17 protein-coding genes are annotated in these 18,642 nt (G+C 71.5%); 11 read left to right on the forward strand and 6 right to left on the reverse strand.

The genetic code is table 11. The features are described from left to right. Positions 1 to 11: 11 nt before the first annotated feature. Positions 12 to 302 carry a GNAT family N-acetyltransferase gene (locus NIE79_RS08845; RefSeq protein ID WP_308193158.1) on the reverse strand — a complete coding sequence of 97 codons (291 nt, stop codon included), beginning with the start codon at positions 300 to 302 and terminating at the stop codon, positions 12 to 14. Here NIE79_RS08845 and NIE79_RS08850 point away from each other — a divergent pair. After that, entirely contained in the window at positions 272 to 769 is a 498-nt protein-coding gene (locus NIE79_RS08850; RefSeq protein WP_238678084.1) for an NUDIX hydrolase, read from the forward strand. The two genes, NIE79_RS08845 and NIE79_RS08850, sit on opposite strands and share 31 nt — an antisense overlap. 172 nt (positions 770 to 941) lie before the next feature. On the opposite strand, the gene NIE79_RS08855 is transcribed toward NIE79_RS08850, so the two are convergent. Continuing rightward, complete coding sequence (locus NIE79_RS08855; RefSeq protein ID WP_238678085.1) at positions 942 to 1,286, reverse strand: hypothetical protein; 345 nt, start codon at positions 1,284 to 1,286, stop codon at positions 942 to 944. A gap of 32 nt (positions 1,287 to 1,318) precedes the next feature. Beyond that, positions 1,319 to 1,555 (reverse strand): hypothetical protein, encoded by a 237-nt coding sequence (locus NIE79_RS08860; RefSeq protein WP_238678086.1) that lies wholly within the window; start codon positions 1,553 to 1,555, stop codon positions 1,319 to 1,321. A gap of 194 nt (positions 1,556 to 1,749) precedes the next feature. Here NIE79_RS08860 and NIE79_RS08865 point away from each other — a divergent pair, with 194 nt between their 5' ends. Both NIE79_RS08865 and NIE79_RS08870 read left to right on the forward strand, forming a co-directional pair. Beyond that, positions 1,750 to 2,550 carry a 2OG-Fe(II)-dependent halogenase WelO5 family protein gene (locus tag NIE79_RS08865; RefSeq protein ID WP_238678087.1) on the forward strand — a complete coding sequence of 267 codons (801 nt, stop codon included), beginning with the start codon at positions 1,750 to 1,752 and terminating at the stop codon, positions 2,548 to 2,550. A gap of 15 nt (positions 2,551 to 2,565) precedes the next feature. Then, a complete protein-coding gene (locus tag NIE79_RS08870; protein WP_238678088.1) occupies positions 2,566 to 3,507 on the forward strand; it encodes a threonine/serine dehydratase in 942 nt (313 codons plus the stop codon). A gap of 4 nt (positions 3,508 to 3,511) precedes the next feature. Here the strand turns inward: NIE79_RS08870 and NIE79_RS33985 are convergent, their stop codons facing one another. Then, entirely contained in the window at positions 3,512 to 5,662 is a 2,151-nt protein-coding gene (locus NIE79_RS33985; RefSeq protein ID WP_238678089.1) for a tetratricopeptide repeat protein, read from the reverse strand. A gap of 281 nt (positions 5,663 to 5,943) precedes the next feature. Here NIE79_RS33985 and NIE79_RS08880 point away from each other — a divergent pair, with 281 nt between their 5' ends. Then, positions 5,944 to 6,432: a hypothetical protein gene (locus NIE79_RS08880; RefSeq protein WP_238678090.1), complete on the forward strand. Its 489-nt coding sequence runs from the start codon at positions 5,944 to 5,946 to the stop codon at positions 6,430 to 6,432. A gap of 53 nt (positions 6,433 to 6,485) precedes the next feature. On the opposite strand, the gene NIE79_RS08885 is transcribed toward NIE79_RS08880, so the two are convergent. Further along, on the reverse strand, positions 6,486 to 8,906 hold the full coding sequence (locus NIE79_RS08885; protein ID WP_372471429.1) for a M28 family peptidase: 2,421 nt from the start codon (positions 8,904 to 8,906) through the stop codon (positions 6,486 to 6,488). Positions 8,907 to 9,151: 245 nt separating this feature from the next. Between NIE79_RS08885 and NIE79_RS08890 the strand changes: the two genes are divergently transcribed. The 7 genes from NIE79_RS08890 (at position 9,152) to NIE79_RS08920 (ending at position 17,897) form a co-directional block, all read left to right on the forward strand. Next, positions 9,152 to 10,396 (forward strand): PP2C family protein-serine/threonine phosphatase, encoded by a 1,245-nt coding sequence (locus tag NIE79_RS08890; RefSeq protein WP_238678091.1) that lies wholly within the window; start codon positions 9,152 to 9,154, stop codon positions 10,394 to 10,396. Continuing rightward, positions 10,393 to 12,126: a sensor histidine kinase gene (locus NIE79_RS08895; protein ID WP_238678092.1), complete on the forward strand. Its 1,734-nt coding sequence runs from the start codon at positions 10,393 to 10,395 to the stop codon at positions 12,124 to 12,126. The genes NIE79_RS08890 and NIE79_RS08895 overlap by 4 nt, the downstream gene beginning before the upstream one ends. After that, on the forward strand, positions 12,123 to 12,575 hold the full coding sequence (locus NIE79_RS08900) for a response regulator (RefSeq protein WP_030491688.1): 453 nt from the start codon (positions 12,123 to 12,125) through the stop codon (positions 12,573 to 12,575). The genes NIE79_RS08895 and NIE79_RS08900 overlap by 4 nt, the downstream gene beginning before the upstream one ends. Then, positions 12,568 to 13,377, forward strand: a complete 810-nt coding sequence (locus tag NIE79_RS08905) for an inositol monophosphatase family protein (protein ID WP_238678093.1) — start codon at positions 12,568 to 12,570, stop codon at positions 13,375 to 13,377. Before NIE79_RS08900 ends, NIE79_RS08905 begins: the two co-directional genes overlap by 8 nt. A 180-nt stretch (positions 13,378 to 13,557) precedes the next feature. Further along, positions 13,558 to 14,574 (forward strand): coiled-coil domain-containing protein, encoded by a 1,017-nt coding sequence (locus NIE79_RS08910; RefSeq protein ID WP_238678094.1) that lies wholly within the window; start codon positions 13,558 to 13,560, stop codon positions 14,572 to 14,574. A gap of 36 nt (positions 14,575 to 14,610) precedes the next feature. Further along, positions 14,611 to 16,173: a fused MFS/spermidine synthase gene (locus NIE79_RS08915; protein ID WP_238678095.1), complete on the forward strand. Its 1,563-nt coding sequence runs from the start codon at positions 14,611 to 14,613 to the stop codon at positions 16,171 to 16,173. A gap of 71 nt (positions 16,174 to 16,244) precedes the next feature. Further along, entirely contained in the window at positions 16,245 to 17,897 is a 1,653-nt protein-coding gene (locus NIE79_RS08920) for a serine/threonine-protein kinase (protein WP_238678096.1), read from the forward strand. Positions 17,898 to 17,968: 71 nt separating this feature from the next. Here the strand turns inward: NIE79_RS08920 and NIE79_RS08925 are convergent, their stop codons facing one another. Continuing rightward, positions 17,969 to 18,637: a potassium channel family protein gene (locus tag NIE79_RS08925; RefSeq protein ID WP_238678097.1), complete on the reverse strand. Its 669-nt coding sequence runs from the start codon at positions 18,635 to 18,637 to the stop codon at positions 17,969 to 17,971. Positions 18,638 to 18,642: the final 5 nt, after the last annotated feature.

Below are 18,642 nucleotides of genomic sequence, written 5' to 3' on the forward strand. Positions count from 1 at the left end.
CGCCACACGCGTCAGGCCCCGATCTCAGCGACCATCGTGTCCGCGTCCTCGAACGACTCAACAGTGCAAAATCCTTCAGCGACGTACAGTCTCGCAGCGAAGTTCGCCCGCTCCACGCTCAGCGACACCGTGCGGATGCCACGTTCTCGTGCGGTGTCCAGAACAGCGCGCAGAAGCACCCGGCCCACACCCCGGCCCCTCCAGGTTTCCACATCAGGGCGCAGCGTCGAACTGGGTGTCGACGGTGATCGTCGGCCCGTAGGGTGTCCTGATGTCGACGGTGAACCTGCGGCGATCGGCACGGGCGGTCGTCGTCGATGAAGACGACCGGGTTCTGCTGCTACGACTCGCCATTCCCGATCCGGCTGGCACGATCGCCGTTTGGATCACTCCCGGGGGTGGCGTCGAAGACGGCGAGACGCCACTGGCCGCGCTGCGGCGAGAGTTACGCGAAGAGGTCGGTCTTGCACTCGATGTCGACCCGCCTCAGGTCTGGCGCCAGGAGATAGTCGCCGCCGGGTTCGCACCCGGCCACGATGGCGTCGTGAACGACTACTTCCTCGTTCGGGCCGCAGCGTTCGCGCCGCGCGGTGCGATGAGCGATGAGGAACTCGCCGCCGAGCACGTCATCGGCTGGCGTTGGTGGTCGCTGTCAGAGATCAGGCAACACCACGGTCCGGAACTGTTCTCGCCACGTGACCTCGCCACGCCGTTGACCGCACTGATCGCTGACGGAGTACCAACCCAACCCGTCCCGCTTGGCCTGTAGGCAGAGCGTAGCGGACCGGACGTGGAGGCAGACTGGCATGCGGTACGCCCCCCATGCCGCGATCTTGCACTTACTGTCCCGGCGAAAAGGGCATCACACGCTTTTCGGCGACAGAAACTGCAAGATCGGCGGGGCTGGACGCGACGGACTGCTCAGATCAGCCAGAGCGCGGTCAGAGGATCGTGACGAGGAGGCCGCAGGCGAGCAGCGGGAGCACCGCGGCGAGGGTGCCCACTACGGCCGACGAGCGGATCCGGGTGCGGGAGATGAGCATCGCGAGCGTCGACAGGCTGACCAGCAGCGCGAGGAACATCGCCGGCAGGGCCACATAGAGCCCGAAGAGCAGCGTCCTCGACCGTTCGGAGTCGCACACCTCGCCGCAGTCCGCCGGGACCGACCCCGAGAGCGTGCCGAGGAAGAGGCCGAATACCGCGACGACGGCCACGTACCAGCCGGCCAGCACCAGCAACGAGGAGCGCCCGTCGGCGAGGTCGGTGCGGGGCGGCGCAAGGGTCATCGCCGGAGTATCTCCTGTTGCGCTAAGAAGCGTCAGCCCGTGAGGGCGTCGGCGCGGGCTGGGCGTCGGGACCAGCACTGTGGGCGCTGCCGGACGGCGAGCTCCAGAGCCTGATGGTCGGACTCGATCATTTCCCGGGCTATTCGACGCGCCATTTCCAGGCGGTCGACGTGCATGTCAAGATCCGTCGGGCCGGCGCCTGCCATCTCGAACTCCTTGTCAGCGTTCGAACTAGTCGCATCATGCGTCACGCCGAGAACCGTCACCATTCCCCGATCGGTGGAAAGCTTCCGCCGTACGGCTCGGTGTCGATTTCCCCGGTTGCGCCGATGGTAGCGGTGGGTGCGCCACGCGGCCCGGAACTGCGGTTACCGCGTCTTGCCTGCGGTTTGTACATTGCACGGTGCGCGGGTCGGGGGGCGCGACAAGTCCGGTGAGGGATCTTCGTTACGGGAGGACCGCCGTGCAGCATTCGAGCACTACCGACCCCTTGTTCGTCGCCGTCGAATCAGAATCGATCACCCGAGCGGATGTCGCCGGGCTCATCGCGGGGCGGCTGGCCGCCGTTCGGGTGCCGGGGTTGCTCTCCGCGGCCCGCTGTCAGGCGATCACCGCCGCGCTCGCCAACGCGCCGATGGACCGCTACGACGAGAGCCGCGTCTTTCCCGTTGTCGCCAAGTTCGGTCCGGCCATCAACGACCACCGGTCCGCCGGGGCACTCCGCGAGGACTACTGGGACGCGGCCCGCGCGGCCGAGAAGAGCTGGTCGACGCTGGGCCTGTCGGACTCGCCGCGGGGCCTGTGCCTGGCCGCGTTCCGCGGTGCCTGGCCGGACGTGGCACCCGGGCGGCGGCAGGGTCGGGAGATGCACGTCGGCATTGTCCGCGAGATCAACGCGGGGCTCCAGGTGCACTTCGACGACGCGGTACGGGAGTACGCGGGCCGGCTGCTCGACAGCGAGGTGGTGGCCCAGTTGGCGTTCAACATCTACATCCGGGTGCCACCGGCCGGTGGTGAGACAGTGCTGTGGCGGCGGCGCTGGCAGCCCGACGACGAGCCGCTACGGATCCCCGGCGGGTACGGCTTCCAGGAGGCGGTGGCCGCCGACACGCAGTCGTTGACGCTGCGCCCCACGCTCGGCGAGGGCTTCCTGTTTGATCCGCGGCACTATCACACGGTGCGTCAGGCGTCGGATGGCCGACGGATCTCCATAGGATGTTTCGTCGGGCTCACCGACGACGGTCGACTGGCCCTCTGGTCGTAGTGAAGGGCGTTTCCCATGGTGGACAGAAGCGACGTCGAGGCGGCCGCGGCCCTTGTCGAGGGGCGGGTCCGGGAAACCCCGGTCATCGCCGTCGAAGGTGCCGATCTGGGTGTGCCCGGGCAGCTCAGCCTCAAGTTGGAGCTGCACCAGCACACCGGCTCGTTCAAGCCGCGCGGCGCGTTCAACCGGATGCTCCAGGGGTCGCTGCCGTCGGCCGGAGTGATTGCCGCTTCGGGTGGCAACCATGGCCTCGCCGTCGCGTACGCGGCCCGGTCGTTGGGCGTGCCGGCGGAGGTCTTCGTGCCGGTCACCGCCTCGCCGGTGAAGGTGCAGCGGTTGGCCGGGTTGGGCGCACAGGTGCGCCAGGTGGGCCAGCACTACGCCGAGGCGTTGGCGGCGAGCACCCAGCGGGCCGGGGAGACTGGCGCGCTGGTCGTGCACGCGTACGACCAGCCGGAGGTGGTGGCCGGTCAGGGCACTGTCGGCCGGGAGCTGGAGCGGCAGGTGGACGGGATCGACACAGTGCTGGTGGCGGTCGGCGGCGGCGGGCTGGTGTCCGGTATCGCCAGTTGGTTCGGTGGCTCGGTACGTGTCGTGGCGGTCGAGCCGGAGCAGATCCCCACCCTGCACTCGGCCCTGAAGGCGGGTCGGCCGGTCGACATCGAGGTGGGTGGCATCGCCACCGATTCGCTGGGTGCCCGGCGGATCGGCGAGATCGCCTTCGACACCGCCCGCCGGACCGAGGTGGTGTCCGTGCTGGTCCGCGACGAGGACCTGGTGCGGGCGCGCCGGTTGCTCTGGTCGGAGCTGCGGGTCGCCGCCGAGTTGGGTGGTGCCGCCGCGCTGGCCGCGCTGGTCGGCGGTGCGTACGTGCCGCAGCCGGGGGAGCGGGTGGCAGTGATCATCTGTGGTGGCAACACCGACCCGAGTGACCTGGGCCCCGCAGCGCCGCACTGACCTGTCAGTCGCCGTTGCGCAGCCGGCGCAGCGCGTGCTCCACCTGGAGGGTGTCCAGGTGGGTGTCGCCGAGGAGTCGCCGACGGTCGGCCAGCAACTGCTCGTACACCTCGATCGCCGCGTCGACCTGCTCCTCCAGCAGCAGCACCAGGGCCAGGGTGGATCGGATGGCGAGCACCTCGCTGCGGTCGGCGTGCCGGGGTTCCACAGTGGCCAGGGTGGCCCGCAGTTCGGCCTCCGCCTCGGCGAGCCGGCCCTGCGCCTGCATGCAGCGGGCCAGCGTGTGCCGGGCCTGCCAGGTCTCGGGTTGGTTGAGCGGCCACAACCGGTAGCGGACCTCCAGGATGGCGTGCAGCATCTCCTCGGCCTCGGGCGCCCGTTGCTGGGCCAGCACCGCCAGCGCCAGGCTGTGCCGCACGATCATCGTGTCCCAGTGTTCCGGGCCGCGTACCTGGTCCTCGGCGGCGACGATCTGCCGCAGCTCCAGCTCGGCCTCCGGCCACTGGCGCTGCGCCATGATCGCCTTGGTGAGCTTGTGCCGGCTGGCGAGGGTGTCGGCGTCGTCGCTGCCCAGCACCGTGGTGCGGTCCGCGATCACCTCGCGGAGCACCCGGTCGGCCATCTCCGGCTGGTTGCGCTCCAGCCAGGTGCGGCCCAACTCGTGGCGCAGCGCCAGCACCTGCGGCCGGTCCAGGTCGTGGTCGTACGCGGCGCAACCGCGCACGATCGGGTCGAGGATGTCGAAGGCCGAGCCGGGTAGGCCGACCGCGATGAGGTAACGGGCGGTGAGTCGGGTCAGCTCCAGCGCGCGGCGTACCGTCTCGGGGTCGTGTTTGTGTTTCTGCGGCACGAGGTATTCGCGCACGGCCTCGACCAGGTGCGGCACCAGCACGTCCCAGTTGGTCCAGGCCGCCGAGTCGTCCGGGCTCTGCCCTTCGGTGGCGGCGAGCAGCAGCTTCATGACCAGCCCGTGGTATTCGGCGATCTGCTCACGCACCTCGTCGCGGTCGCGGAACATGGCGTGCACCAGTGGGTGCAGCGAGAGCACGTGCGCGAACGCCGGGTCGGTGACCTCCTCCTGCACGTCGAAGTCGACAAGGGCCAGGTTGCCGATGCCCTCCAGCACCTTCACCCGCTGCCGGCCGGTGAGCCCCTTGAAGAGCGGCGACCCGGCCAGGATGGCCGGCTTGAGCACCACCTCGTAGGGCACGGGGGAGATGCTCAAGCAGGCCAGCACGTTGAGCAGTGGTCGGCTCTGTTGGAGCTGGCGGCGGGCCAGCAGGTCCAGTGAGATGTCGTCGACCTCGCGGACGATCTCCAGGCCGAGGGACTCGTCGAGGTCGACGTCGGCGGCGTCGCGCGGTGAGCGGAACCGACGTTGCACTGCCGTCCGGTAGTCGGCGAAGGTGGTGATGGTGGACGAGCCGCGCCAGACCGGGCTGGCGTTGACCGACCGCAGGTAGTTGCCGGCGGCGCGTAGGGCGAGGGGCAGCCCGCCCAACTCCCGGGCGAGTTCCCGGGCGTCGGCTGGACCGCCGGCCTGGGCGCCGGCCCGGTCGATCAGCACGTGCGCGCCGGCGTCGGCGTCGAGAGGGCGCACCTGGTGCAGCACAGACCAGGTGCCCCAGGTGGCCCGGTTGCCGTCCCGGCTGGTCACGATGACCATGCCGTCGTCGGCCTCCGGGCTGCGCAGCCAGCCGGTGCCGTCGGCGAGCACTCCGTCGGTGGGGCCCAGGCTGGCGGGTTCGTCCGCACTATCGAAGATCAACAACCAGGGCTGCGCGGCCTGGTTGAGGTAGCGCCACACCAAATCGGTCGCGCTGATCATCCCGGCCCAGGCCTGGTCGACCTGGGTCTCCGACGCGCCGAGTTGGCTGACCACCTCCCGCATCCCGGAGTTGAGCCGCCCGGCCTGCACCCACCAGACCGTCCGGCCGTCGGCGCGGGCCCGGCGGGCGATCTCCAGCGCGACGTGGCTCTTGCCGGAGCCGCCCATGCCGCACAGGATGTGCACGGAGGGCCGGCCCCCGGCGATCTCCCCCGGCTGGACGATCTCGTCGATCAGGTCGTCGCGCCCGTGCAGCGGGCTGTCCAGTCGCCCGAGCGGTGGGTCGACGGAGACCCGACTCGGCCGGTCGTACGCAGGCCGAGGCACGCCGGCATCCTCGGGTGGAACGTCCGCAGTCAATGCGGTCCCCCTTCGGTGGCGAATTCACAATGGCCCGGCGGCGAAAGATCCTGTCCATCCAGTGGACAGTCGGAGGGATTGCCACCCGCACCATGTCGACCGCAAGCGTATCCATCCCCGTACTGGGTTGCACACTCTCCGTTTAGGCCGCCCGGCTGACCGGAATCGGTGCCGGAATTCCCAATTCGCGACTGATTCCGGCCGATCCGCCGGGCCCGGCGCTCGACAGGTGCATCCACGATGGACTTATGAACTGGTCGTCAATCCAGGACGTCATCGACTGGGGAACCGTGCCGGACTGGTTCGGCGCGGTCGGCTCCATCGCCAGCGTGCTCTTCGTCTACCTCGGATTGCGGCGGGAAATTCGCGCGCGCCGAAACGACGATCTGCGGATTCGAGCCACCCAGGCCCGGCTGGTCTCGGCGGTGGCCGAGATTCGCGGCACCTCGGTGCTGCGGGTCGGCGTGGCCAACGAGAGTGACGCACCGGTGCTGGACGTGGTGGTGCTGGCTCGACTCGTTCCGCCCGACGATCCGGACGCCCCGCCGGTCGGGCTGGCCGCGGCGAAACAGGTCCGTCGGATCCCCGGCCACGACGTGCACGACCTCTTCGTCACCGTCGCGGCGGAGCATCGGCTCCGCCCGGCCGACACCGTCCTGGTGGACCTCACCTTCACCGACCACGACGGTAATCGCTGGCACCGGATCGGTGCCGGCCAACCCGAACCGGTGGGCTGACCCAAAAGGGTGGTCCGGCGGAAGAAAGCGCCCGCCGGACCACCCTTTTCATCTCACAGGGGATAGGTGCGGGCGACCGCCAGCATCTCCGAGCTGTGCGACCCGACGACGCCGACGGCCGGCGGCCGGGTGCGGAAGCCGGGCAGCGCGTCCAATCCGTCACTGGCGTCCATCGCCCGCAGCGCCACCTGCCCGCCGGTCGGCCGTAGGACCAACACGACCTCGATGCCCTCCGTCGGCGGTGCGTGGAACACCAGCCCGAAGCCCCACTTCCCCGCGCGGGGCTCCACCGGCACCGACCGCCCCGCCACCTCGGCGCGCAACACCGTGGCGGTCGACGTGTCGACGTGCAGGGTGGCGAGCCGGGCCGCCCGCTGCGGAGTGAGCCGCAGCCGCAGCGTGCGCTCGCCGCCCGCGGTGGCGTCGGCCACCACCTCCAGCTTCGGCGCCGGCAGGTTCGCTGCCTGCGCCGGCCCGGCCCGCAGCTCACCGTCGCCGAGCCCCGGGAAGTCGTCGCCGACGTCGGTGACCCCGTCCACGTAGCCGTCCGTCCACGGCTGCGGGTCGCTCTCGTGGCTGAGCCAACGGGCCTGGCCGGTGCCGGCGTCCATGGCGTACATCAGGTGGGTGGGCGCGGGGTGGTCGGCGTCGAAGCGGTCGACGGCCAGGCCGACCCCGGCGAGCACCACCGCCGCCACCGCGGCGGCGCCGGCCGGCAGCACCGCGAGCCGCCGGGCCCGCAGCGCGAGCAGACCACGGTGGCCGCCGGCCTGTGGGTGCAGCAGGTCGACCACCGGCAGGGCGGTCAGGCCGAGCAGCACCGCGACCAGCGCGGCCACCCCGCCCATGCCCATCCCCAGCGCGGGGAAGAGCAGCACCACTGTGGGCAGCAGGATGACCACACCGACTGCCGCGGCGGCCGTCACCGCCACCACCGGCCACGGTCCGGTCTGCCGGGTACGCAGCGCGACCAGCCCGCCGAGGGCGCCGGCCAGCGCCGGCAGAGTCGTGAGGTACGCCCCACCCGGCACCGCCACGGCGAGCAGCACCCCGAGCAGCGCCAGCCAGGCCAGCCCGCCGACGGCCAGCGCGGCCGGGCCGATCCGGCGGCGGGTCAGCGCGTACCAGGCGAACAGGATGGCGGTGGCGAGCGCCACGACGGCCAGGCGGTACCAGATCGGCCGGTACGGGTCGAGCAGTTCCGCGTACCCAGGTCGGATGGCGGTGATCGCCAGCCAGAGCAGTTGGGCCGCGACCGGCGCGACCACGATCGGCACCAGGGCCAGCCCGAAGCCGGCGGCCAGCCGGCCGGTGCTGGCCCGGCCCTGTCGACGGGTCAGCCAGCCGAGCGCGGCCACCGCGGCCACCGCCAGCAGGGCGAGCGGCAGGGTGAGCGTGCCCGGGTAGCGGACCAGACCGCCGGGGACCGGGAAGTAGGTGGCGTCGTGCCCGGAGCGCAGGTCGGTCAGGTCGGTGCGACCGAACTCCCGGGCCAGGCCCAACGCGTTGTCCCCGTGCTGCTGGAGGCTGCCCCGGTCCATGGCGGCCGGAGTGTCCAACGGCGTGTGGTAGATCGCGCCTCCGTCGATGTACGCCGAGTTCAGTCCGACGAACTTCTGATCGAGGAAGGCGGTGAAGTCGGTGTCGTTGGGCAGCGCACGGTAGATCTCCACAGCGAACGAGGTGCCGACCGGGTGTGGGGCGGCCCGGCCGAAGATGTCCACCAGCTTCGCGTTGTTCCGGGACGTCTCGAACATGATCACCGGCCCGGTGGAGCCCCGCGCCTCCAGGTTGAGCACCACACCGCCGTCGGCGGCCAGTGGGTGGCTGGCGGCGAACGCGGCCGCCCCGCAGAGGCAGGCCTCCTCGGCGTCGGTCAGCACGAAGACGATGTCGTTGCGCGGCCGGGGGCCGGTCGTCAGCGCGCGGGCCACCTCCAGGATGGTCGACGTGCCGGCCGCGTCGTCGTTGCCGCCCGGCCCGGTCTGTACCGAGTCGTAGTGGGCGACCAGGAAGACCCGACCCGTCGAGTCGGTGCCGGGCAGCCGGGCCACCACGTTGCGGACCCGGGCCAGTGTCGCCCCGCCCGCCGCCCCGCTGAGCTGACCGGCCTCCGGCGCCACGGTGTCCTGCACCTCGGTCTCCAGGCCCAGCCCCCGCAACTGCTGCTCCAGGTGCGCGCGGACCTGCTCGTTGGCCGGGCTGCCGGCGACGTGCGACCGGGCGGCGATCACCTGGACGTCCGCGTACGCCCGGGCGGCGCTGAACGCGCCCGCTGGCGCCTCGGCCGACTTCGGGGCCGGGGTGCGCAGGTCGAGCAAACTGCCGGCGCCGACCGCGGTCAGCGCGACCAGGGCCGCCGCGGCGGCCACGAGCCGCCGACGCGGCCGGGTCAGCGCGCGGCTGGCAGGGGGTACGCCCGGAATCGGACGGGGCGGCGTGCCCGTCGTGGCCGGGGTGGTGGGTGCGCCCACGGGAACTCCTCGGGGGGTGGTGGGGCCTGGGGTGGGATCATCCTGCCCGTCGGGTGCTGCGGATGGGATGGCCGGTACGTCAGGCGCCCATCAGCCGCCCGGTTTGTCCGTGGCCGAGCAGTGATGCGCCCCATCCCCGCCCGCGCCGCAGGCATCGTGTTGTGTGCGACCGTTGTCTAATACAGGATCAGCAGGGCACTCGGAAGGAGCCCGACATCACCAGCGAACTCCCGCGTCTCGCGGCGGTGACCCGGCCGCACCGGGGGGCCGGCCTGGCCGGTTCCCCAGTTGTGCCGTACCCGCACGGTGGCCTGGCGCGGCACGCCAACCTGCCGCCGGGTGAACGGTTGCGGGTCCTGCTGGTGGAGGACGACGAGGGCGACGCCTTCCTGGTCGGTGAGCTGCTCGCCGAGACGAACTCAATGATCGACCTGCTGGTCGCCACCAGCCTCCGGGAGGCGCGGCAGCGGATCAACGACGTCGACTGCGTCCTGCTCGACCTGGGCCTGCCCGACGCGCAGGGGCTGGACGGGCTGCGCCAGGTGTTGGACATGTCCAGCGGCGCCGCGGTCTGCGTGCTGACCGGCCGCACGGACGAGCACCTGGGCGTCGTGGCGGTCGCCGAGGGCGCCCAGGACTACCTGGTCAAGGGCCAGGTCGACGGGGTGCTGCTGACCAGGGCGCTGCGCTACGCGGTGGAGCGCAAGCGCGCCGACGAGAACGCCCGCCGGTTGCGCGAGGTCGAGCTGCGCCAGGCCGAGTCGGCCCGACTCGAACGCGGCCTGCTGCCCCAACCGCTGATGACGACCGACAAGGTCGCGGTGCACACCTTCTACCGGCCGGGCCGGCACGCCGCGCTGATCGGCGGAGACTTCTTCGACGTGGTGCAGACCCACCCGGACCGCCTCGACCTGATCGTCGGCGACGTCTGCGGGCACGGTGTGGACGAGGCAGCGCTCGGGGTCGAGTTGCGGGTGGCCTGGCGGGCCCTGGTGCTCGCCCGGGTGCCCGACGACGAGGTGCTGCCCGCCCTGGAGCAGGTGCTGATGAGTGAGCGCCGCCTCCAGGAGATCTTCGCGACGGTGGCCACTGTCAGACTGGACCTGGACGCCAACCGGGCCACCGTCCGACTGGCCGGGCACCCGCCACCGCTGCTGCTCTCCGGCGGCCGGGTCGCCCCGGTGCCCGCGCCCGGCGGCCGACTGCTGGGCGTACGACCCCGCCGGCCGATCGCCTACGACCTGGAGTTCGACACCGATGACTGGTCCCTGCTGATGTACACCGACGGCCTGATCGAGGGGCGGGTCGGCGCCGGCAACGAACGGCTCGACGTGCCGGGCCTCAGTGGCTTGCTGGACGAGCCGGCCAACCGTTCGGTGTCGCTGCCCGAGCTGCCGGCCTGGCTGGTCGGGCGGGCCGAGCGGCTCAACGGTGGGGCGCTCGCCGACGACGTGGCCATGCTGCTGGTCAGCCGGGGCGGTGGCCGGTGAGGCCGGTGGTCGGCGGCTGGAGTCTGCGCCGCCGGGTGATCACCCTGCTCACCGTCGTGGGCTTTCTGTTGATCGGGTTGGCCAGCGCGGAAGCGGCGATGGCCGCCCGCAACCGCACCCAGATCGACGCGGTCCTGAACGAGACCGGCCCGTTGCGGGTGCAGTCCCAGGAACTTCTCAACGCGCTGCTCGACCAGGAGACGGCGATCCGCGGGTACGCGGTCAGCGGCGACCAGGACGACCTGAACCCCTACCGCGAGGGGCTCGCCCAGGAGCAGAGCGTCACCGCCTCGATGCGGACGTTGCTCGACGACTATCCGGAGATCAGCCAGGAGCTGCGGACCGTCGAGGAGCGTGTCACCCAGTGGCGGCAGTCGGTCGCCGAGCCGGTGATCGCCACCACCGAGCAGAGCGGCACCAGCGCCGGCCAGGCGTTGGTCACCGAAGCGGCCCGGCAACAGTTCGACGAGGTGCGCTCGGCGGTGAACGACCTCCAGGAGGAGGTCCTGGCCGCCCGGGAGCAGACGGCCACCAACGTGCGCACCAGCAGCAACATCCTGGTCGTCCTCCTGATCGTCGCCGCCCTGGTGGTGGTCGTGGCCGGTGCGGTGCTGCTGCTCTCGCTGGACCGGATGGTGGTCCGGCCACTGACCGGCCTGGCGACCCAGGTCCGTGAGGTCGCCCAGGGCGACTATCAGCACCGCATCGCCACCGTCGGCCCGCCGGAGTTCATCCGGCTCGGCGAGGACGTGGACGCGATGCGGCAGAAGATCGCCGCCGACCTGGCCGAGGTCCGGGCCGCCCGCGAGCGCATCGAGTGGGTCAACAGCCAGCTCCAGAAGCAGGCCGAGGAGCTGACCCGGTCCAACCGTGACCTGGAGCAGTTCGCGTACGTGGCATCGCACGACCTCCAGGAACCGCTGCGTAAGGTCGCCAGCTTCTGCCAGCTGCTCCAGCGCCGTTACGCCGGGCAGCTCGACGAGCGGGCCGACCAGTACATCGCCTTCGCTGTGGACGGCGCGCAACGGATGCAGCGCCTGATCAACGACCTGCTCGCGTTCTCCCGGATCGGGCGGCTCACCACCGGCTTCGTCGAGGTCGACCTCAACAAGGTGATGGGCGACGTGGCCGGCCAGACCGAGGCCGCCCGGCAGTACGCGGACGCCGAGTTGACCTGGACCGAGCTGCCGGTGATCTCGGGTGAGGAACCGCTGCTCACCAACCTGCTCGCCAATCTGGTCAGCAACTCGATCAAGTTCCGCCGCCCGGACGTGCCGTCGAAGGTGCACGTGTCGGCCCGGTTGGTGGGCGCCGAGTGGGAGATCACCTGTCAGGACAACGGCATCGGGATCGAGCCGGAGTTCGCCGACAAGATCTTCGTGATCTTCCAGCGGCTGCACTCGAAGGACGCGTACCCGGGCACCGGCATCGGGTTGGCGATCGTCAAGAAGATCGTCGAGTACCACGGCGGTCGCGTCTGGGTGGACACCGACGTGCCGGAGGGCACCGCGATCCGGTTCACCCTGCCGGCACTTCCCGAGGACGTCGCGGCGGCTGCCGCTGCCGATTCCGCGCAGGAGCCGAACGCTCCGACGGTGGGCGACACGACGCCTTCGACCGAGGCTCCGGCAGCGCTGACGGAGCAGGCCGACGGGCCGGACCAGCCGGACCGGGCCGACGAGACGCTGGAAAGCGGTAGAACGGGTGACATGAGGGAGACGGTGGGATGACCGCGCCAGCGGATGGCAAGAGCCCGATCGAGGTCCTGCTCGTCGAGGACGACCCGGGTGACGTGCTGATGACCCAGGAGGCGTTCGAGGAACACAAGCTGCGCAACCGGCTGACCGTCGTCTCCGACGGGGCCGAGGCGCTCGCCTACCTGCGACGGGAGGGCCAGTACGCCGACGCGGTGGCGCCCGACCTCATCCTGCTCGACCTCAACCTGCCCCGGCGCGACGGCCGGGAGGTGCTGGAAGAGATCAAGAAGGACCAGGACCTGCGCCGGATCCCGGTGGTGGTGCTCACCACCTCGCAGGCTGACGAGGACATTCTGCGCAGCTACCAGCTGCACGCCAACGCCTACGTGACCAAGCCGGTGGACTTCGAGCGCTTCATCTCGGTGGTCCGTCAGATCGACGAGTTCTTCGTCAGCGTGGTCAAGCTGCCGCCGCGTGGCTGACACCCTGCTGGACGACGTCAGCGGCCTGCTCTGGGAGGCCGCCGACCAGGTCGTGCTGCCACTGTTCCGCAAACTCGACGACGATGACGTGTCGGAGAAGGCGCCCGGCGAGGTGGTCACCGTCGCCGACCGCCGGGCCGAGGAGCTGCTCTCGGCGGGGTTGCGCCGGCTGCGGCCGGGCTCGATGGTGGTCGGCGAGGAGGGTGTCGCCGACGATCCGGGGTTGCTGCGGCACCTGCGCGACAGCGGGGACGTCTGGCTGGTCGACCCGGTCGACGGGACCGCCAACTTCGCCGCCGGTCGCCGGCCGTTCGCCCTGATGGTGTCGCTGCTGACCGACGGGCGGCCGACCGCCGGCTGGATCCTCGACCCACTGGCCGACACTCTCGCCGCAGGCTCGGTGGACGACGGCACCCTGCTCAACGGTCGGCCGGTGGACGGCTCCGGCTCGGTGCCGCCGCTCGGCGAGCTGCGCGGCGCGGCGATGACCAAGTTCCTGCCGCCGGAGACCCGCGACCGGGTCCGCGCCGGCGGACGGCGGCTCGGTGAGCTGCTGCCCGGCCTGCACTGCGCCGGTCGGGAGTACCTGGACATCCTCACCGGCGAGCAGCAGTTCACCCTCTTCTGGCGCACCCTGCCCTGGGACCATGCCCCGGGCACCGTGCTGGTCCGTGCCGCCGGGGGTGTCGCCCGCCGGTTCGACGGGGTCGACTACCACCCGGCCGACGACGGCCGCGGTCTGCTCGTCGCGGCCAACGAGCAGGTCTGGGCCGAGGTGCGCGACGCGCTCCTCAGCACCTGATCCGCGCGCTGCGCGACCGCGTCAGGACGCTCCGTCGACATCGAGACAGCCCGAGGGTCAGCGGGCTGGTCACCGGCCCACGATCCGGTATCGTGACCGGCGGTCTCCGCCAGCAGGCCGCCGACCGGCGCCGCAGTGCAGTGTTCAGCGGGGGCCGGCGGTCGACGGAAGGACGCTTTCGTGCCCAGGACCAGGCTCAGCCCGCGGCTCGGTCGCCGCGCTCTGTTCGCCGTGCTCGCCGCCGTCGCGCTGGTGCTCGGCGGTGCCGCAGTGCCCGCGTACGCGGAGCCTGGCGAGGGCGGCAGCAAGAAGTTGCAGGACGCGCTGGAGCTGACCGCCAAGGGCCACATCGAGGCCAAGGCCAAGCTGGACAACTCCAAGCGTCGCCAGACGGCGCTGACCGGCGAGCTGACGACGCTGGAGGGTCGGCTGGTCGGGCTCACCAGCCAGGTGGGCGAGGTGGCCGCCCAGTCGTACCGGGTGGGTCGGCTGAGCGCTGTCTCGATGCTGCTCAACACCGCCACGCCGGAGGCGTTCCTGCAACGCGCCGGCGACCTCGATCTGATGGCCCAGCGGGACAGCAAGCGGCTGCGTGACCTCACCGAAGCCCGGCAGCAGGCGCAGCAGGCCAAGGTCGCCATCGACGCCGAGGTCCGCGAGCAGCAGAAGCAGCTCGCCGTGATGGCGAAGAAGAAGAAGGAAGCCGAGGAGGCGCTCGCCGAGGTCAGCTCCGGCGGCAGCAACGGTTTCAGCGGTGGCAGCTCCACCTCGGCGAAGCCGGCGCCGCGTAACTCCGACGGGTCCTGGCCGTCGGAGTCCTGCTCGGTGAAGGACCCGACCACCTCCGGGTGCATCACCCCGCGCACCCTCAACGCGCTCAAGCAGACCCAGGCGGCCGGCTACAAGCGGCACGTCTCCTGCAAGCGCAGTGGTGGTGGCGGCGAGCATCCGAAGGGCCGGGCCTGCGACTTCGCGGCCGCCACTAACGGCTTCGAGGACAAGAACGCGACCGGCGGCGACAAGGCGTACGGTGACAGCCTGGCCGCCTGGCACGTGCGCAACGCCGACCGACTGGGCGTGCTCTACGTGATCTGGTACCGGCAGATCTGGCACCCCGGCACCGGTTGGCGGTCGTACAGTGGAAGCGGCTCACCGGCGGCGTCCCACACGAACCATGTTCATCTCTCGATGTACTGACCCGTTGCACCAGCTTCGCTGCGTACCATCGCGACGATGAGCTCCCCACCGTCCGACGTAACGGCCCTGCCGGCACCTCCGGCCCCGTCCGTGCCGGTCACCGGCCGGGCGTTGCCCAACGGCCTGGCCGCCTTCCTGGTCTTCTTCTCCAGCGGTGCCGTGCTGGTGCTGGAGACCGTCGCGCTGCGCCTGGTCGGCCCGTACGTCGGGGTGACCCTCCAGGTGACCAGCTCGGTGATCGGCATCGCGCTGGCCGCGATCGCGTACGGGGCGTGGTCCGGCGGTTGGCTGGCCGACCGGCGCAACCCGCGGGGCCTGCTGGCGCCGGCGTTGGTGCTGGCCGGCATCGCCACAGCTGTCACCCTGCCCGTCGTCCGCTACGCCGGTGAGGTGCTGCGCGGTGGTGCGGCAAGCGGCATCCTGCTGCTCGTCGCGCTGGCGGTGTTCGTGCCGGCCGCGCTGCTGGCCGCTGTCACCCCGCTGGTAGTGAAACTCCAGCTCGCCGACCTGCGCCGCACCGGCCAGGTGGTCGGTCGACTCTCCGGGATCGGCACCCTGGGCGGCATCACCGCGACCCTGCTCACCGGGTTCGTGCTGGTCGCCGCGCTGCGCAGCACCGTCATCCTGCTGGCTCTGGCGCTCGCGCTCGGGCTGGTCGGTATCGGTCTCGGCTGGTACCTGCGCCGGCAGGAGCCCACCGAGCTGCCCGGTCCGGCCCGGGCCCGAGCCGCGCTGGCAGTGCTCGGCCTGGCCGGGGCGGGGCTGACCACAGTGGCGCCCAACCCGTGCGACATCGAGACGGCGTACCACTGCGCCCGGGTCACCGCGGACCTCTCCCGGCCCAGCGGGCGGACGCTGCTGCTCAACTCGGCCCAGCACTCGTACGTGGACCTCGCCGACCCGAAACACCTGGAGTACGCGTACACGAAGTGGATCGGTGCGGTCGCCGACGTCGCCGCGCCGGCCGGTCAGCGGGTGGACGCGCTGCACCTGGGCGGCGGCGGGTTCACGGTGCCGCGCTACCTGACCGCCACCCGTCCCGGCACCGACAACCTGGTGTTCGAGATCGACGGCGGGCTGGTCGAGCTGGGCGAGCAGGAGCTGGGCGTACGGCCGGGGCCGGAGCTGCGGGCGGTGGTGGGCGACGCGCGGATGCTGGTCGCCGGCGAGCCGACCGACAGTCGTGACCTGGTGGTCGGCGACGCGTTCGGGCATCTGGTGGTGCCCTGGCACCTGGCCACCCGGGAGATGGCCGCCGACGTCCGGCGGGTGACCCGCCCCGGCGGGGTGTACGTGCAGAACGTCATCGACTACCCGCCGCTACGGTTCATCCGCGCCGAGTTGGCCACGGTGGCCGCCGAGTTCCGGCACGTCGCGTTGATCGCGCCGCCGGAGGCGCTCGCCCAGGAGCAGGGCTCCAACTTCCTCATCGTCGGCTCCGATGCGCCGTTGCCGTTGGAAGCCGTTCAGGCCCGGCTGGCCGCTGTGGACCCGAAGGTCAGCCTGCTGTCCGGTGCGGCGCTGACGGACTTCGTCGACGGGGCGATGGTATTGACCGACGACTACGCCCCGGTGGACCAACTGCTGGCCACCGCCTGATCGGGTGATAATCCTGACCGATTCCGATACTCCAGGTGTAGGCGGGCCGTAACTGGGCAACATCGCTCACCATGGGTGGTGGGGACCGGAACGGCGCGCAACTGCTCGATGAGCGGTACCGGCTGATCGAGCAGCTCGGCGCGGGCGGCATGTCGGTGGTCTGGCGTGGCTACGACGAGGTGCTCGGCCGCCAGGTCGCGGTGAAGGTGTTGGCCTCCCGGCTGGCCAGCGACCGGGCCTTCCGCCACCGCATCCGGATCGAGGCGCAGGCCGCCGCGCGGCTCTGCCACCCCAACATCACCAACGTGTACGACTACGGCGAGTCCCAGCAGGTCGGTCTGACAGTGCCGTACGTGGTGATGGAGCTGGTCGACGGCGCTTCGCTGGCCAGCCGGTTGGGTCGGGAGAGCCAACTGCCGTGGCGGGAGGCGGTGACCATCGGCGCCGAGGTCAGCTCCGCGCTGGCCACCGCGCACGCCCGTGGCGTGGTGCACCGCGACGTCACCCCGGGCAACGTCATGCTCACCTCGACCGGGGTCAAGGTTGTCGACTTCGGCATCTCCGCGCTCGTCGGGGAGAGCGAGAAGGGCCCGGACGGCGCGCTGTTGGGCACTCCCGCGTACCTCGCCCCGGAGCGGCTGGACAACGGCCAGGTCTCCCCGGCCACCGACGTGTACGCCGTGGGGCTGCTGCTCTACCGGATGCTCACCGGCCGACTGCCGTGGCAGGCCAGCACGACCACCCAGATGCTGCGCGCCCACATGTACAGCGACCCGGAGCCGATGCCCACCGTCCTGGGGCTGCCCGACGGGGTGGCCGACCTGGTCGGACGCTGCCTGGCCAAGCGACCCGCCGACCGGCCGGCCACCGCCGAGCTGACCCGGACGCTCGCCGAGGCGGCCGGCATGCTCGCGGCGGTGCCGGTCTCGCCGGCCGGCGGGCCGCTGGACGCGGCAATGCTCGGCAGTGCGCGTACCACGATCCTTCCCTGGTCGGCGGCGACCGACGCGTTGCCGCTGTCGCGGACCCGCAACCGGGACCAGCGGACGCGGCAGCGGGTGACCCGGCGTCGGCGGGTGGAGGCCGGAGTGGCCGCCGTCGGGCTGATCGCCGTCACCGGGGCGATGTGGGGGTTCACCTCGCGCAGCCCGGCCAGCGGCGGAGACCGGCCGACGACCGAGGCTCGGATGGGTCTGCCGGCGGCGGCGCCCTGCGAGGTGGCGTACGCGTTGCGCACCGACTCGGGCACCGAGTTCGCCGCGGAGCTGACCCTGACCAACACCGGCGGCCGTGAGCTGCGGGACTGGACGATGAGTTTCACCTTCCCCGGGCAGCAGACGGTGACGAAGGCGGAGCCCGCGCCGGTGCACCAGCAGGGGAGCACTGTGCTGATCCGGCCAGCGGCCCAGCGTGCCACGCTGGCCCCCGGTGCGGCCGAGAAGATGACCCTCACGGGTAGGTACAGCGGGGCGAACCCGCTGCCTGTGGAGTTCCGGCTCGGCGAGGCGACCTGCGGCGTTCGAGTGTCCGGGGTCGCCGGCAGTGCGCCGTCCACGGCCCCGCCGAGCAAGGCCGCCACGACGAAGGCCCCGCCCAAGCCCGCGAAGGTGCGGAGCGGCTCCGGTGCGGGCGGCGGTGCCTCGAAGGCCAAGCCGCCGAAGGCGCCGAAGGGCCCCGAGAAGGCCAAGGCCGCGGGTGGTGGTCCGGGAAAAGCGGGAAGGTGACCAAGGGCAAGGGGCCGGGTGGTCACCGGAAGAAGTAAGCAAGCCACACAGTGTCGCCGACGCGCAGCAGGTCAGCGCATCCCCGCGAATCGCTGCACCTGGTCGATCCCACCCTCGACGATGAGCACCCCGCCCTGGGAAAGCGTGGTGTCGTCGGACGTGTACCGGAAGCGTTCGCCCGGCAGCTTGGCACCGACCACGCGTACCCCGAAGCGCTCCTCCGGTTTCAGGTCGAGCACTGTGCGCCCGACCAGGGATTCCGGCACCCGGACGGTGGCGATGGCGAAGTCGTCGTCGAACTCGATGAAGTCGAGCAGGCGGCTGACGATCAGGTGCGCGACCCGATCCCCGGTCTCCGCCTCCGGGAAGATCACGTGGTGCGCGCCCACCGACGCCAGGATCTTGGCGTGCTTCTGCGAGGTGGCCCGCGCCCAGATCTGAGGCACACCCAGCTCGACCAGCGCCAACACGGTGAGCACACTCGCCTCCACCGAGGCCCCGATGGCCACCACCGCCCGCCCGAAACCGGTGATGCCAAGCTGCCGCAGCGCCCCCTCCTCGGTCGCGTCGGCCTGCACCACCCGGTCGAGCTGCGCCGACCAGCGCTGCACCTTCTCCGGGCTGCGGTCGATGGCCAACACCTCACGGTTCATCCGGGTCAGCGACCCGGCCAGGTGGCAACCGAATCGACCCAGCCCGATCACCACGATGCCGCCGCTGTCCGCCCGTCTAGCCGACACCTCGG

This window comes from Micromonospora trifolii, from assembly GCF_022229005.1.
In the GTDB taxonomy this organism is placed as follows: Bacteria; Actinomycetota; Actinomycetes; order Mycobacteriales; family Micromonosporaceae; genus Micromonospora; species Micromonospora trifolii.